Origin of the sequence: uncultured Desulfovibrio sp., assembly GCF_949282365.1 — a bacterium.
Lineage (GTDB): Bacteria > Desulfobacterota > Desulfovibrionia > Desulfovibrionales > Desulfovibrionaceae > Desulfovibrio.
Map to the genome: position 1 here is coordinate 20,434 of NZ_CASDOY010000014.1, position 15,921 is coordinate 36,354.

A 15,921-nucleotide genomic window follows, 5' to 3' on the forward strand; every position below is an offset into this window, starting at 1 on the left:
TGCCGTTCCCGTCTTCAGGGTCGCGCCTCCGCTGCCCGTCGTTCCCTTGTTCGGGGGGCGTCCCCGCTGTTTCCTCCCCAGGAGGGCCTCCCCGCCGTGGGCGCCCGCGGTCCCCGGCTTGGGGCCGCGTTTCCGCCGTCTTCCTCCCGATGCCCCGCCCTGGGGGCCGCGTCCTGCCGTCTCCCGCCGTTCCGCCGTCCTCCGCCGCCCGTCTTCCCCTGTTTCCCGCCCTTGCCGGCAGCAGGCCGAGCCCGCCGGGTAGAGGCCCGGTTCAAAACCCTGTTCCCCACCCTTGCCGACGGCGGGCAAACGTCGTAACGTGCCGCATCATCCAGTTGCGGAGGTCAGTATGTCGATCCTTGTTTGCGGCGGCGCGGGCTATATCGGTTCCCACGCGGTCCATGCCCTGGCGGCAGCCGGGCAGGACGTGGTGGTGGTGGACAACCTCCAGACAGGCCATGCCGCTTCCGTGGCGGGCAAGGCCGCCTTCGTGCACGGCGACATCCGTGATGCCGCCTGCCTGGACGATATCTTCCGCCGTTTCCGCATCGGGGGCGTCATGCATTTCGCCGCTGATTCGCAGGTGGGCGAGAGCATGATCAAGCCGTTGCAATACTTCAACAACAATGTAGGCGGCATGCAGAGCCTGCTGGAAGCCATGGTGCGTCATGGCGTGGGCAGCATCGTCTTTTCTTCCTCGGCGGCGGTCTACGGCGAGCCCGACAGCGTGCCCGTCAGCGAGGACGCCCCCACCCGACCCACCAATCCCTACGGCCACAGCAAGCTGATGATGGAAGCCATGATGCGCTGGGTGGCGGCCGCCCACGGCATCCGCTACGTCTCCCTGCGCTATTTCAATGTGGCCGGGGCCCTGGCCGATGGCAGCATCGGCGAGGACCACAGCCCCGAAAGCCATCTCATCCCCCTGGTCCTGCAGGTGCCGCTGGGCCAGCGGCCGCACATCACCATTTTCGGCGACGATTATGACACTCCCGACGGGACCTGCATCCGGGATTATATCGCCGTCACCGATCTGGTGGACGCCCATGTGCGGGCCCTGGAGCATCTGCGCCACGGCGGGGAAGACCTCATCTGCAACCTGGGCAACGGTCAGGGCTTTTCCGTGCGCCAGATCGTGGACTGCGCCCGCAAGGTCACCGGCCACGCCATCCCCGTGATCATGGGGCAGCGGCGCGCGGGCGATCCGGCCCGCCTGGTGGCCGCGGCCCGCAAGGCCCGGCAGGTGCTGGGCTGGCAACCGCGCCTGGGAGTGGAAGCCATCATCGATTCGGCCTGGCGCTGGCACCGCGAACATCCGCGGGGCTACGGCGACCGGGCGTAGGCGGCCCGGGCCGCGCGGGACGTAGCGGCTCCTGCACCGTCCGGCGGGCCTGCCCGGGGGACGGCACAGGCCGGCGACGTTCCTTCCCCGCACCTTCGACATCCGGCCCGGAGGCCTTTGCCGGTCCCCCTCATGCATGCCGTCCGGCCCGGGCGCCTTGCCTTTCCGCCTTTCCGCCTTGCCGTCAGCAGGCGTCCGCGCTGTTTGGGCGGATGCGGGCAGCGCCGGCCGTCAGCGGTCGCGCGCCACACATGGGAGGGCCCACCCCTGTATTTTTTGCGCCGCCGCAGGCTTGCGCTTCCGGCCTGCTGTGTTTATCAATATAGTATTGATAACTATTACAGCAAGGAGATGCCATGTACGGCAAGACCAGCGCGCGACGCGCCGTGATTTTTTTCCTGCTGGTGCTGCTGGGCGTTGCCGGGAGCGACGCCGCAGCCGCGGGATTTTCCCGCCCCGCCTTTGACCCCTTACGGGAGGAAGCCCCCATGACGGACACCTCGTTTCGCATCGTGGCCCGTGGCGATGCCGCCGTGCCGCCCCTGACGCCCCTGGAAGCGGACATCATCCTGCGCAAGGCCACGGAGGCCCCCTGGTCCGGCGCGCTTGAAAAGAACACGGCCGCCGGGACCTATCTCTGCCGCCAGTGCGGCGTGGCCCTGTACCGCTCGGCGGACAAATTCGACTCCGGCTGCGGCTGGCCCGCCTTCGACGACGCCCTGCCGGGCATGGTGCGCCGCCAGCCCGATGCCGACGGCCGCCGGGTGGAGATCGTCTGCGACCATTGCGGCGCGCATCTGGGGCATGTCTTCGAGGGCGAGGGCCTGACCGCCAGGAACACCCGCCATTGCGTCAATTCCCTGTCCATGAGCTTCGCGCCCGCGGGCAGCGACAAGGAAAAGCTGGGCCTGGCCCTGTACGCCCGCGTGCGGGATACCAGCGTGGCCGTGCTGGCGGGCGGCTGCTTCTGGGGCGTGGAAGATGCCCTGGGCAGGCTGCCCGGCGTGGTGGACGTGCGTTCCGGCTATACGGGCGGCCATACCGACAGGCCGTCATATGCGGATGTCTGCCGGGGCGATACCGGCCATGCCGAGGCCGTGCTGGTGCGCTTCGACCCCGCCAGGATCAGCTATGAAAGCATCGTGCGCCGCTTCTTCGAGATCCACGATCCCACCCAGCTGGACAGGCAGGGCCCGGATGTGGGCAGCCAGTACCGCTCCGCCGTCTTCTGGCTGGACGAGGAACAGAAGCGGACCGCGCAGAAGCTCATGGATGAGCTGCGCGGTCTGGGCTACGATGTGGTGACCCGTCTGGAACCGGCCGGGGCCTTCTATGAGGCCGAGGCCTACCATCAGGACTTTGCCCGGCGCACGGGCCGGGGCGGCTGCCATCTGGCCGTGCCCCGCTTCGAGCGTCGCGCCGACGGCAGCCCGCGCTAGGGCGTGCCAACACTATCTGCAGCCTGTTTGAGGGAAGGGAAGCCCCTCATCTCTGCTGACGATGCCCGTCGCGCCGAAGGGGGCTGCGGGCATCGCCGGCAACGCAAGGGGCCTCCTTTCCGGGCCGGATATCCCGGGGACGGTTTGTCGGGGGCGGATGGCAGGGATGATCCTCCCCGCCGGGCCGGACATCCCGCCCCGCGCCGTCAGCTGCGGTTGCCCGTGGACGGTCTTCCACCCGGGGCGGAACCTTCCTCCTCAGGCCCTGATGCGCCGGACCAGCGGCGCCAGGCAGAAGATGGCCAGACCGAAGAGCACGATGGGCGACAGGGCCCAGCGCAGGTCGAACTGCTGGGAAAGGAAGCCCACCATGGGCGGGCAGCCCAGGAAACCCAGGAAGCTGAGGGACGAGACCAGCGAGATGCCCACGCTGGGCGGCACGCGGCTGGATCGGCCCGCCAGGCTGTAGCAGAGCGGGATCACGGAGGCCATGCCGAAGCCCACCAGGGCCAGACCGGCGGTGGCGGGCAGCAGGCTGGGCCGCAGCAGGGCCAGGCTCAGGCCGGCGGCGATGCAGAGGCCGCTCAGCTGGAGGACGGGCGTGACGCCGAAACGGTTGACCAGACCGTCGGCCAGCAGGCGGCCCGTGACCATGGCGCACATGCAGGCCAGATAGCCGGCGCGGATCAGGCTTTCGCCGGGGCGCACCACCTGGGCGAAATAGACGGAGCTCCAGTCGTACATGGCGCCTTCGGTGGCCATGCTGCCCAGGGCGATGCAGCCCAGCAGGGTCAGGTAGAGGTCGGGGCGGAAGGCCGTTTTCGGCCTGTCCGGGGCGGACGCGCCGATGCGCACTTCCCGGGGCAGGGTCCAGGAGCGCAGGCAGCAGAGGGTCGCCAGCGTGAGGACGAGGATGGCGGCGAAGTGGGGCAGGGGGGCCACGCCCAGCGGGGCCAGCACCGAGCCGATGAGGCAGCCCGCCACGCCGCCCAGGCTCCACATGCCGTGGAAGGTGGCCATGATGCTGCGGCCGTAGAGCGTCTCCACGCCCACGGCCTGGGCATTGAGGGAGATGTTGAGCATGTTGTTGGCAAAGCCGAAGCCCAGCAGGGCCACGGCCAGCCAGCGGGGGCCGGCCGCCAGGGACAGGCAGAGCAGGGCGCAGGGCAGGAGCGCCAGGCCCAGCAGGATGACCCGGCGGCTGCGCAGGCGCGCGATGAGCCAGGCCGTGGGCACGATGGAGAGCATCTCGCCCAGCGGCGCGGCCAGCAGGACGCTGCCCAGGGCGGCGTCGCTCATGTGCAGGCTGGCCTTGATGTCCGGGATGCGCACGGCCCAGGAGGCGAAGATCATGCCCATGACGAAGAAAAAGGCGTTGATGGCGGTCCGGTAGAAGGCCCGGGGCGTGTGCGGCAGCATGCGGGCCGCAGACCGGCGGGCCGCGGTGACGGTCAGTTCCATGAAACGATCCTCGGCATCAGACGTATGGCGCTCGCGACGGAGACTGTTTGAGCGCACAGACGATATGTAGGCGCATCGGCCCGGCTTGAAAAGGGGCCGGCACGGGAAAATTTTTGCGCCGCAGCTGTGAAAGCCGGCACACTGTTTTTTCTTGACAAGCGGCGGAAAAAACAGGGAAACAGAATCTCCGGCCACGGGCCGGACGCTGACGGGACAGCCCCCGGCAGGCGCGCGGGGATACATCGTTTTGCACGACAATAGCACAAGGGAAACGGCCGCCCCGCAGGCGCGCGGTGAACACGCTGCAAGGCGTCTTCCTCATCGTCCACGGTGGAAAAGCTCCGCAAGCGCGCGGGGGATGCGACATGCATCCGTGTCCTGACGAGCAGGGAAGCGACAGTTCCGTGGGCGCGCGGGGGATGCGATGCCCGCCGATGCCAAGGGCTGGGAAGTGCCCGACAGCTCCGCAGGCGCGCGGGGGATGCATGGACAAAACAGGCACCTTTTCATGCCGCGCCGACAGCCCGGCGTGCGGGCCAGGCGGCCCCGGACGGAGATCGCGTTCTTGGCGGGCAGGCCGCGGCGGCGCGCGCAATGCCGGAGCTGTAGGATGCCCTTGCCGGGGCACAGGACAGGCATACAGGTGGACCATGACATGCATCATCGATCTGGGCAGGATGCCCTACCGGGAGGCCCTGGCCATCCAGCGCGCCCGGCATGAGGCCGTGCGGCAGGGGGCGGAAGACACGCTCTTCCTGGTGGAGCACCCGCCGGTCATCACCTTCGGGCGGCACGGCGGCGCGGAGAACCTGCACCTCAGCCGCGAGGAGCTGGCCCGGCGCGGGGTCGAGGTCGTGCAGACGGAGCGGGGCGGCAACATCACCTGCCATTTCCCCGGCCAGCTCGTGGCCTATCCCATCGTGCGCATCGGCAGGCGCACCAACGGCCTGCACGGCTTCGTCCATCTGCTGGAAGAAACGGTGATCCGCACCGCGGCCGCCTTCCGGGTACGGGCCGCCCGCTGGCCGGGCCGTCCCGGGGTCTGGATCGGGCAGCGCAAGCTCTGCTCCCTGGGGCTCGGGGTGCGGCACTGGGTGACCTTCCACGGTTTCGCGCTCAATGTGGGCCGCGACCTGTCCCTGTTCGATGCCATCACCCTGTGCGGTCTTGCCGATGCCCGGGCCACGTCCCTGGAGCGAGAACGCGACGCCGCTCCCATCCCCATGCAGGAGGTCAAAGATGTCTGTGCCGGAGAATTCCAGGCCCTCATTGCGCATCCCCCCGTGGCTGCGCGTCAAGCTGCCCTGTAGCCCGGCCTATGCCGCCACCGGCGCGCTGGTCAGGGATCTGGACCTGCATACGGTCTGCCGCAGCGCCCGATGCCCGAACATGTTCGAATGTTATTCCCGCAAGACGGCCACCTTCCTCATCCTCGGCGATACCTGCACCCGCTCCTGCGCCTTCTGCAATATCGGCGGCGGGACGGTGGGGGCTCCCGACCCGGGCGAGCCCGCCCGCGTGGGCCGGGCCACGGCGGCCTTGGGCCTGCGCCATGCCGTGGTGACCTCCGTGACCCGCGACGACCTGCCCGACGGCGGTGCGGGGCATTTTGCCGCCACCATCGCCGCCATCCGCCGCTGCAACGATCCCTGCCCCACCATCGAGGTCCTGATCCCGGACTTCCGGGGCGACGGGGCGGCCCTGCGCACGGTCATGGCGGCGGGGCCCCACATCATCAACCACAACGTGGAGACGCCGCCGGCGCACTATGCCCGCATACGTCCCCAGGCGGACTACGGCCAGAGCCTGGAGCTGCTGCGCCGGGTCAAGGACGCCGGGCACGTCAGCAAGAGCGGCCTGATGGTGGGCCTGGGCGAGAGCGACGACGAGGTCTGCGGCGTGCTGGAGGATCTGGCCGCCGTCCGTTGCGACATCGTGACCATCGGCCAGTACATGCGGCCTTCGCGGCGGCATCCGCCGGTGGAGCGCTATGTGCATCCCGATGTTTTCGCGGGCTATGCCCGCAAGGGGCGGGCCATGGGCATCCCCTTCGTCTTTTCCGCGCCGCTGGTGCGCAGCAGCTACAATGCGGAACAGGCCTACGCGGCCCTGAGCGGACAGGGCCCGTTCCCCGGGGACGACCGGCCCGTGACGGCCTGAGCGCATGGCGGGGCGACAGGGCACGGGATGCCGCGGCCCGGTCCCGCCCTGCCCGCAGGGCCCCGGGAGGCAGGGGAGCCGGCGGCGCCCTGTGCCCGGGCGGCCTCATGGCGGTCGCCCTGTGCGCGTCAGGCGTGGCATCTTGCCGCTGGCGGTCGCTCCCGTCGTCACATCCTGCGCCGGGCATGCTGCCGTGGGGCCGGAGCGGCGCCCCGGTCATGGGAAGCGCCGCCGTCGGTCACGATGCCGGCCGTGAGGCAGGGTATCCGGTCGCGCCCTGTCCTCTGACCTGTCCTGTTCGCATGGCGACCGGAACGCACTGGGGAGGTGTGTCATGAAAAAGATGCTGCGGACCAGCCTGATGGCGCTGCTCCTGCTGCTGGGCGGGGCCTTTCCGGCCGCGGCCCTGGACATCCACATCGACAACAGCCAGGACCTGGGCGGGAGCCTGGCCCTGCGCTATCTGCGTGCGGACGGGGTGTGGGTCACGAAAGGCTGGGTGAACTTCGCGCCGCACAGCAAACGGACCGTGACGCTGGAGACCTGGGAGCCCGTCTTCTACCTGCATGTGGAAGTGGGGGGCGGCGCGTCCGTGGAGCTGCCGGGCAAGAAGCACCGCTTCTGGGTGGTGCGGGACGTCTTCGAGCTAGAAGGGGATGCCCGGCCGGCGCAGGGGTATGAAGCGGATTTCGTCAGGGTGGAGGTGCAGGGGGACGACCCCGCTTTCACCCTGCGTTTTTGAGGCCGGGCCGGCGACGGGCCTTATAGGGCGACATCGCCCTTGTGCCTGGCATGACAAAGGCCGTCGGTCTGTGCGGATCGACGGCCTTTGCCATGCCAGGCGGCAAGATCCTGCATGGGGCGTATCGGCACAACTTTTATAAGGTATTTCCAATAAGTATCGGCTGGGTCCGCCCGGTGAAGTGTGCTTGCCGCATGCTCCCGCGTTCATCTGAAAAAGCGCACCGGGGAAAGGACGGGACTGGAAGGGAAAGCCTCTCGCGCGGGCAGCGACCCAAAGGGCGGCCGCAGGCCGTGCCCGTTGCGAGGCAGGAAGCTACGGGCATCGACAGCAACGCGCGACCCAAAGGGCGGCCACAGGCCGTGTCCGTTGCGGCGCAGGAAGCTGCGGGCATCGACAGCAGGGTGGAGGGCTTTCCCTTCCCTTTCAAACTCCCTCCATCTTCTCCCAAAGCCGCCGGTTTTTTATGGACGGATAAGGACGAGCGTCCCCATTTCTGAAAACGATGTTATCGCGGCCTGTTGCCGGATATCCCACAGAAACACGCTTCGATGAGGCGTCGCTGACCCTAGCGGCAGTTGCAGAGCGTCCTGTCGCGCAGGGAGGGCAGGCGGATGCCGCCGCGCGTCAGTTCCAGGCGCAGCTCGGCCAGACGGCGCCCGATGGCGTCGGGCAGGCGCACACCGGCATTGCGGGCCCAGACCTGCGGCGGGACGATGTCCACGCCGCCGTTGGCCAGGTCATAGGTGATGATCTCGTTGCCGGCGAAGGCCCCCTGCGCCGTGGCCTTGACGATCTCGAACACGGCGCGGTCGGCGCGCTTGACGATGCTGGTCAGCATCAGGCGGGGGGCCAGGTCGTGCTGGTCCCTGTCCACGCCCACCAGCGGCCTGCCCGCGGCCGCGGCCGCTTCCACGGCGCCCAGGCCGGAACGGCCGGCCAGCACGGCCAGGGCGTTGATGTCCATGCCCAGCAGTTCCTGCGCGCGGGCCCTGCCGTCGGCAGGGGAGGCATAGCTGCCGGCCACGCCGTTGATGACGCGCGCGCCGGGGCTCTCCAGACGCACGCCCTCCACGAAACCGTTGAGCATGGTCTTCAGCTGGGGATCGTCCTCGCCGGCCAGCCAGCCCAGGGTCAGCTCGCCGCTGTCCCGGCGGGCGCCGGGGGCGGGCAGCAGGCCGTGCCGGTGCAGCTGGGAGAGCAGGGCCCCGGCCAGGAAGGCCGCCTGCTCGTCGGCGAAGGTCACGCACATGATGTTGGCGGCGCGGATGCCCGTATCGATGCAGCCGAACTTCGTCTGCCGGAAGTTGGCGGCGTTGTCGCGCAGGATCTCGTGCAGGCGGGCCCCGGAGAGCAGCACCAGGTCGGCCTGGCGGGCCGCGGCGCGGAAGATGGCCTCCTGCGAAAGACCGTCGCTGCCCTGCGGCGGGGCCACGACCACGGCGGTGCTGACGCCCAGCTCACGCCGGGCCTGTTCCAGCCCCTGGCGCAGCAGGTCGTTCCAGCCCTGGTCGGGGGCACCGTCTTCCAGCAGCAGGGCCACGCGCAGGTGGGGGGCCGCGTCCGCCGCAGGGGCGGCAGCGGGGCAGAGGACCGCCGCGAGGACGGTCAGGACCAGCAGGCAGGCGAGATGGATGATCTTTTTCATGGAATTCTCCCGGCGGCATACTAGCAGGGGGGCCGGGAGGCCACAAGCGCCGGCAGGGCGGGACAGGGGGAAGATTGAGCAGGCGAACAATTTATGAGTGAAACAATGTGATTTTCTCAACATAGGTTATTTGCAGATAAAAAACGGCATGCGGAAAAAAACGGCGCTGGTTTTCCCGCTTTTTTTCGGGCGGGGAGCCGCTTTTCTGTGAAAAAAAGCACTAGGCAAGCCTGCCAACATGTGCTAAGTCTCCTGCTCAGGAAACGTGTACGCATGTCCCGCCCGTGCGCAGGCTTCGCGCCGGGCGGGGCGAACTCCCTGGGACCCTGCTTGGAAGGAAACGTTATGTCTGCATACGAGCTGCCTGCATGGCTTGACACCCGGTTCATCGAAAACGCGCTCAGTCGTACGGCTGCACCGGACAAGGCGGAGCTTCGGGATATCCTGGACAAATCTCTGGCTCTGAAGTCGCTGACCATCCAGGAGGCGACGGCGCTCATGCGGGTGACGGATCCCGACGATGTCGCCCTGATGATGAAGACCGCGGACGAGGTCAAGCAGAAGGTCTACGGTGACCGCATCGTGCTGACCGCGCCGCTGCACATCTCCAACCACTGCGGCAGCGAGTGCCTCTACTGCGCCAACCGCAAGAGCAATACGCTCATCCAGCGCAAGTACATGACCTCGCCCGAGATGCGCGAGGCCGCCGGCAAGCTGATCCGGCAGGGGCACAAGCGCGTGGTGCTGGTCTCGGGCCAGCTGCCCAATGCCGATGTGGAATACCTGGCCGAAGCCATCAGCATCCTGTACACCCTGTTCGACGGCCGGGGCGAAGTGCGCCGCGTCAACGTCAACGTGGGGCCGCTGAGCGCCGACCAGTACAGCGTGCTGCTGGACGCCGATGTGGGCAACGTCCTGATCTATCAGGACACCTATCATCCCGACTATTACAAGGCCGCCCATGTGGCCGGGCCCAAGAGCCATTACGAAAAGCGCCTCAATGCTCCCGAGGTGGCCCTGGGCGCCGGTGTGCGCGATGTGGGCCTGGGCCTGCTGCTGGGCCTGGCCCCCTGGCAGTTCGACGTGCTGGCCATCATGCTGCACATGGCCCACCTCAACCGCCTGTTCGGGGCCGGCGGCCATACCATCAGCATGTTCCGCCTGCGCCGCGCGCCGGGCAGCCTCTTCGTGCCGCCGCATCCGCTTTCCGACGACGAATTCCTGCGCTGCGTGACCATCATGCGCCTGGCCGCGCCCTATGCGGGCCTCGTGGTCACCACGCGCGAGCCTGCCGGCCTGTGGCGCGACGCCTGCAGTCGCGGCGTCTCCCAGGTCTTCACGGGCAGCGTGGGCGGCGCCTACGAGACCTGGAGCGACAAGCCCGGCCCCGACGGCATCCCCTTCCCCGTGGGCGAAGACACCCACCTGGACGAAGTGGTCCGCTTCCTCATGGAAGAAGTGGGGCACCTGCCGTCCTTCTGCACCGCCTGTCCCCGTCTGGGCCGCAGCGGTGCGGAATTCATGGGCATGGTGCGCGAATGCGGCATGCGCAGCCAGTGCGGGCCCAATTCCATCGCGTCGTTCGAGGAATTCCTGATCAACTACGCCACGCCCTATACCCGCGAGGTGGGCGAGCGCCTGATCTCCAGCAAGCTCCCGCAGATGAGCGAGGTGGAACGGGGCGCGGCGGAACGCCTGCTGCAGAAGGTGAAGTCGGGCCGCATGGACGAATTCATCTGACGGGGCAGCGGCCCGGGCCGCAGTCTCCAGCACAAGCGCCGCCACCGACTGCCGCAAGGCAGGCTGTGGCGGCTTTTCCTTTTTGCCGGTACAGAGCGTTGATCCTGCCGTGCGCGCGGCGCAGGCGGGGAAGAGAACAAAGGGAGGCGCCGTGGCACCATTTGCTGACCGCATCTTTTTCGACAGGCAGGACAGGGACATCCTGGTGCTGGTCAACCGCATCCTTGAAGCGCCCAATGTGCCCTCGCGGGACAATCTCTTCAATCCCGAGCTGCACCCCCACGGCATCAAGGAGCTGGTCACCTCGCCGGCCTCCCGCATGGCCTATGCCGTCATCAACCTGCTGCGCAATCTGGAGGTGGGCGGCTCCCGCGACCGCCTGCTGGCCCTGCAGACCCTGTACGACGAGGTGCTGACCAGCGCCCATTCGGCCCTGCGGCGCAACACGGCGCGCGCGCTCATGCAGATCATGAAGGACATGGTGCGCGCCCACGGCGACGAGACCCGGCAGCTCATGCTGGCGCACGACTTCCGCAATACGGCCCTGGGCACGCCGCGCATGGTGCGGCGCATGCTGGCCCGCTACCATCTGCCGGAGATGCCCGAAGCCTGGAACCAGCTGGCCTTCGACGATCACGTCTACGACGTGAACACCAAGGGCCGCAAGACGCCCACCCACCTCATCATGGACGCCTGGATCAAGGGCCTGCGCTCCATCACGGTGGTCTACGACAACAGCGTGGATCTGGAGGCGGCCACCGAGGTCATCCACGCCTCGGGCATCGTGGGCATCGCCGTGCGCATCGGGCTGGAGTTCAGCGTCCCCTTTTACGACCGCTTCGTGAACATGGTCTGGATGCCGCGCGGCTTCAGTTCGGGCAAGGGCTTCCTGGACTTCCTGCGCGCTCCGCAGATGCAGGAGATGCTGGAAAAGGGCCGCGAGGTGCTGCACTGGCGGCGCGAGGTGGCCCTGCATACCCTGGAGGTCTGGAACGAGGACGAACGCCCCCTCCTGGAGGAGCGCTGGGGCGTCACCGTGCCGCCCATGAGCCTGGAGGAGTTCCTGGATTTCGTGGGCCGCGGCCATGCCTCGCTGCTGCGCCTGGCGGAATACCTGCACCGTCACATCCAGCCCAGCCTGCGCGCCCGGGCCGGGATCCTGCGCGCCCGCGGCGATGATCCCGAGGCCCTGGAGGAACTGCGGCGTCTGGACAATCTGGGCCCTGACGACGTGCAGGCCCTGTGGCTGGATCCGGGCCGCAACCCGCGCATCCCCAATACGGAGCGGCCGGGGGCCTGCGACAACCTGCCGGAACTGATGCGCATGAGTGCCCAGGACCTGTCCGCCTATCTCGGCAGGCTCGCCACGGGCAACCGCCTGATCCTGGGCACCGAGGGACTGAGCGTCGAGGACGTGGTGGAGCTGCTCTGGGACTGCGAGGGGCGCATCACCCATCTGGAGCTGTTCAACATGAAGAGCTGGGTGGAGGGGCATCTCAACAATATCGCGGCCATCAACGACCTGCAGCGCGTGCTCAACCAGGGCCTTGCCCCGCGCATGAAGCAGATGGTGCGCCAGATGATCCGGCAGATGGAGCTGCTGGGCGACGAGGAACGCCTGGAAAAGTTCCACGCCATCCTGCGCGACATCCCCAAGCTCTGGGCCGCCTACCGGCACGAGCCGCTCAAGTCGCGCCTGGGCAGCAATTCGGCCAGCCGCTCCCGCTCCTACGGCATGGGCCTGGCCATCCGCGAGACCCTGCCGCGCCGGGCCCTGCAGCAGATGAAGAAGACCGGGCAGCGGCAGTCCGCCATCCCCATCTATTCGCCCGTGGAGGAGCAGATACGCTACAACGAGCCGGAAAACCCCTCGCCCGGGCAGCGCCTGCTGGCGCATCTGCGCTTTTTGCCCGGCTGCGCCCATCTGGGCATGGAGCGCCGCCGCGTCTGGCGCGCGGCCAGCGAGCATTGCCGCGTCAGCAAGCAGGGGAACCTGGTCAATCTGGGCGGCCTGAGCCCCTTCCGCGGCAACGGCCTGACCGACGCGCCCCGGCAGGAGGCCGTCAGGCCGGACCACCGCTACCTCAACAGCTCGCTGAGCAACTGGCTCAAGGTGCTGCTGGGCTTCGTGCCCGCCTTCGTCTCCTTCATCTATACGCAGGACTGGTGGTTCCTGGCTTGGTTCGGCACCTTCATCTGGTTCGGCATCACCGGCGTGCGCAACGTGGTTCAGATGGTCATGGCCGCGCGCGGGGCCAAGCGCAGTACCCTGACCCACTGGCGCGAGCACGTCAGCGTCAGCCGCATCTGCGATTCGCTCATGTACACGGGCATCTCGGTGCTGCTGCTGGAGGTGATGGTCCGCGTCTGGCTGCTGGAGGACGGTTTCGGCGTGACCGTGGCGGAACGGCCGGTGCTGGTCTTCACGGTGCTGAACATCGTCAACGGCTTCTACATCTTCGCGCACAACGTGTACCGCGGCTTCCCCCGCGAGGCGGCCATCGGCAACCTTTTCCGCAGTGCCCTGGCCATCCCGGTCTCGTCCCTGTACGACTTTTTGATGTTCCACAGCCTCCTGCTGGTGGGCATCGCCGATCCCCATCTCTACCTGATCCCCAGCGCCGCCGTCATCTCCAAGATGGCCTCGGACACCGTGGCGGCCATCATCGAAGGCTACGCCGACAGCCAGGTGAACCTGCGCATGCGCCGCTGGGACTATGAGAGCACCATCAAGCGCATCTTCGCCTGCTACACCCAGCTGGAGCTGCTCTTCCCGCGTGAGGACGCCCTGATCTGCCTGGCCCGGCCCGGCGGCCTGCGCGGCCGCGGCGGCGAGGAGGCCCTGCGCCTGGAGCGCCGCCTCATCATCTGCGCCCTGGACCTGATGTATTTCTGGTTCTACCAGCCGCGCGCCCAGGAGGCCTTCCGCCAGAAGATCCGCTCCATGGCCGAGGCGGACAGGGCCGTGCTGCTCAGCGCCCAGCTGGTGCTGATGCGCGAGCGCGAAGTGAGCCAGTTCCTGGTGGACGGCCTGCTGGGGCGCAATTTCTCAAAGCCCCTGGCCTTCTTCCTGGACCGGCGCAAGGAATACCTGCGCCTCATGGCGCGCATCTGCATCCTTTCGAAGCCGCGCGAGGCAGCCGCCTGTCCGGTGGTGTTCGGCGAGGACAAAAAAAGTTGAATCTATTTCATAAAATCTAGTTGCCTTGGGAGAGCTGCTGGCGTATGTTGATTCTAGTACATCCATAAACGTTTCCAAACCGGGCCCGGACGGGGATCCAGACCGTTCGGACACCCAAACCAAGGAGTTGCATAATGAGCACGGATGTCAAGAGCATGCATATGGGCCAGATCACGTCCTTCTTCATCCCCACCGTGACCCTGGTCGGCCAGAACTGCTCCACCCAGATCCCTGACCGCCTGAAAAGCCTCGGCGGCAAGAAACCCCTGATCGTCACCGACCAGGGCATCGTGGCCGTGGGCATCCTGAAGCAGATCACCAATATCCTTGACGCTGCCGGCATGCAGTATGCCGTGTACGACAAGACCGTGCCCAACCCCACCGACAACAACGTGGCCGAAGCCACCGAAGCCTACAAGAGCAACGGCTGTGACAGCCTGATCACCCTGGGCGGCGGTTCCTCCCATGACTGCGGCAAGGGCGTCGGCTTCGTGGTCGGCAACGGCGGCAAGATCCATGACTTCGAAGGCGTGGACAAGTCCAGCAAACCCTTCCCGCCCTATGTGGCCGTGAACACCACTGCCGGTACCGCCTCCGAAATGACCCGTTTCTGCATCATCACCGACACCTCCCGCAAGGTGAAAATGGCCATCGTCGACTGGCGCTGCACCCCCAGCGTGGCCATCGACGACCCGGTCCTGATGATGGGCATGCCTCCGTCCCTGACCGCCGCCACCGGCATGGACGCCCTGACCCACGCCGTGGAAGCCTATGTTTCCACCGCCGCCACCCCCATGACCGACGCCTGCGCTGAAAAGGCCATGGAATACATCAACCGCTACCTGCGCCGCGCCGTTGCCAACGGCAAGGACATGGAAGCCCGCGAAGGCATGTGCTACGCCCAGTACCTGGCCGGTATGGCCTTCAACAACGCCAGCCTCGGCCATGTGCACGCCATGGCCCACCAGCTGGGCGGCTTCTACGACCTGCCGCACGGCGAATGCAACGCCATCCTGCTGCCCCACGTCTGCGAGTACAACCTGATCTCCAGCCGTCGCCGCTTTGGCCGCATCGCCAAACTGCTGGGCGAACGTGTGGACGGCCTGAGCCCCACCGACGCTTCGCAGGCCGCCATCAAGGCCATCCGCATCCTGTCCAAGGACGTGGGCATCCCGGAAGGCCTGGTGGCCCTGGGCAAGAGATACGGCAAGGAAGTCAAGGAAGAAGACATCCCCACCATGACCGCCAACGCCCAGAAGGACGCCTGCGGTCTGACCAACCCGCGCATCATGAGCGACGCCGCTGTGGCCGCCATCTACAAGGCCGCCCTGTAGTCCTCGCCGCATAGCCGCATACCTAGGGCCCCCGGGAGACCGGGGGCCCTTTGCCGTTTTCGGCGGGCGGCAGCCTGCCGGCATGCGGGGCCGGAAAGGGCGGCTGCGCGGCACGGGGAGGCCGCGGACGACGGCGGACGGGACAGCCTCGCGGGCCGCAGCGTCCTCCTGGCGGAGCAGGCTTCAAGGCAACGAGTTCCGGGGAGGGGAGAGCGCGCGGGGAGGGGCCAGCCGGGCCTGCCCGTTCCCGGGAGGTCCCCGCCAGTGGGCAGCGGTCCCGGGCGGGGAGGCAACACGTTCAGGCCGGCAGCCGCAGCGCCCTCAGGGCGGGCAGGTCCCGGTGCTGTCCGACCGTACCGCATGCGCGCGATGGGGCGGGGGCGACCGGCAAGGCCGTGCCTGCCGGCGGACGGACAGCTCTTGTGCGGCCGGATCGCCGTCCCTATGCGAACAGCTGCGGCCGGGCCGCGCGGCAGACGGCGGCGGCCACGGCGTCAGCGGCCAGAGCGCCCAGCAGGTTTTCGTTCCAGGGGCCGTGGCCTTCGGGCAGGGGCTGCTGGCTGGCCAGGGCGAAGACGATATCGCCATCGAAGAGCAGATGGGCCGGGATGATGTGCCGGGCCAGTCCGGTGGCGGCCATGCGGGCCAGGCGGCTGCACCGGGTCTTGTCCAGGGGCACGTTGGTGGCCACCACGGTGAGCACGGTATTGCCCGCGGGGATCTCCCCGGCCAGTGCATCCAGGGCCTGCTCATGGGGCACGGGCCTGCCGTCGGCATGGCGGCCCCCGGCCAGGAAACGGCCCCGGGCGTCATAGACGTTGCCCAGGGCGTTGAGGACCACCAGCGCCGCCACCTGCAGGCCCCGGTGCTCCAG

Annotated in this window: 11 protein-coding genes; 8 read left to right on the forward strand and 3 right to left on the reverse strand. The window is 67.9% G+C overall.

The annotated features are described in order from the left end of the window. Positions 1-349: 349 nt before the first annotated feature. Positions 350-1,342, forward strand: a complete 993-nt coding sequence (gene galE / locus Q1X76_RS04900; RefSeq protein WP_300718410.1) for a UDP-glucose 4-epimerase GalE — start codon at positions 350-352, stop codon at positions 1,340-1,342. Between the two features lie 356 nt (positions 1,343-1,698). Beyond that, the gene (locus Q1X76_RS04905) at positions 1,699-2,781 is read left to right on the forward strand and encodes a bifunctional methionine sulfoxide reductase B/A protein (RefSeq protein WP_300718411.1); all 1,083 of its coding nucleotides are present in this window, start codon (positions 1,699-1,701) and stop codon (positions 2,779-2,781) included. Between the two features lie 258 nt (positions 2,782-3,039). On the opposite strand, the gene Q1X76_RS04910 is transcribed toward Q1X76_RS04905, so the two are convergent. Beyond that, on the reverse strand, positions 3,040-4,242 hold the full coding sequence (locus Q1X76_RS04910; RefSeq protein ID WP_300718412.1) for an MFS transporter: 1,203 nt from the start codon (positions 4,240-4,242) through the stop codon (positions 3,040-3,042). Between the two features lie 650 nt (positions 4,243-4,892). Between Q1X76_RS04910 and lipB the strand changes: the two genes are divergently transcribed. The 3 genes from lipB to Q1X76_RS04925 all read left to right on the forward strand — a co-directional run bounded on the left by lipB (position 4,893) and on the right by Q1X76_RS04925 (position 7,144). Beyond that, positions 4,893-5,552, forward strand: coding sequence for a lipoyl(octanoyl) transferase LipB (gene lipB / locus Q1X76_RS04915; RefSeq protein WP_300718413.1), 660 nt, complete (start codon positions 4,893-4,895; stop codon positions 5,550-5,552). Next, complete coding sequence (gene lipA / locus Q1X76_RS04920) at positions 5,482-6,402, forward strand: lipoyl synthase (protein ID WP_300718414.1); 921 nt, start codon at positions 5,482-5,484, stop codon at positions 6,400-6,402. The genes lipB and lipA overlap by 71 nt, the downstream gene beginning before the upstream one ends. A 334-nt stretch (positions 6,403-6,736) precedes the next feature. Continuing rightward, the gene (locus Q1X76_RS04925; RefSeq protein ID WP_300718415.1) at positions 6,737-7,144 is read left to right on the forward strand and encodes a hypothetical protein; all 408 of its coding nucleotides are present in this window, start codon (positions 6,737-6,739) and stop codon (positions 7,142-7,144) included. Positions 7,145-7,712: 568 nt separating this feature from the next. Here Q1X76_RS04925 and Q1X76_RS04930 read toward each other — a convergent pair. Continuing rightward, the gene (locus Q1X76_RS04930) at positions 7,713-8,792 is read right to left on the reverse strand and encodes a BMP family ABC transporter substrate-binding protein (RefSeq protein ID WP_300718416.1); all 1,080 of its coding nucleotides are present in this window, start codon (positions 8,790-8,792) and stop codon (positions 7,713-7,715) included. A gap of 345 nt (positions 8,793-9,137) precedes the next feature. Here Q1X76_RS04930 and hydG point away from each other — a divergent pair, with 345 nt between their 5' ends. The 3 genes from hydG (at position 9,138) to Q1X76_RS04945 (ending at position 15,047) form a co-directional block, all read left to right on the forward strand. Next, complete coding sequence (gene hydG, locus Q1X76_RS04935) at positions 9,138-10,532, forward strand: [FeFe] hydrogenase H-cluster radical SAM maturase HydG (RefSeq protein ID WP_300718418.1); 1,395 nt, start codon at positions 9,138-9,140, stop codon at positions 10,530-10,532. A gap of 151 nt (positions 10,533-10,683) precedes the next feature. Further along, positions 10,684-13,713 (forward strand): hypothetical protein, encoded by a 3,030-nt coding sequence (locus Q1X76_RS04940; protein WP_300718419.1) that lies wholly within the window; start codon positions 10,684-10,686, stop codon positions 13,711-13,713. A gap of 134 nt (positions 13,714-13,847) precedes the next feature. Further along, on the forward strand, positions 13,848-15,047 hold the full coding sequence (locus tag Q1X76_RS04945; RefSeq protein WP_300718421.1) for an iron-containing alcohol dehydrogenase: 1,200 nt from the start codon (positions 13,848-13,850) through the stop codon (positions 15,045-15,047). Between the two features lie 442 nt (positions 15,048-15,489). Here the strand turns inward: Q1X76_RS04945 and Q1X76_RS04950 are convergent. After that, on the reverse strand, positions 15,490-15,921 hold a 432-nt coding region (locus tag Q1X76_RS04950), incomplete at its 5' end, for a P1 family peptidase (RefSeq protein ID WP_300718423.1).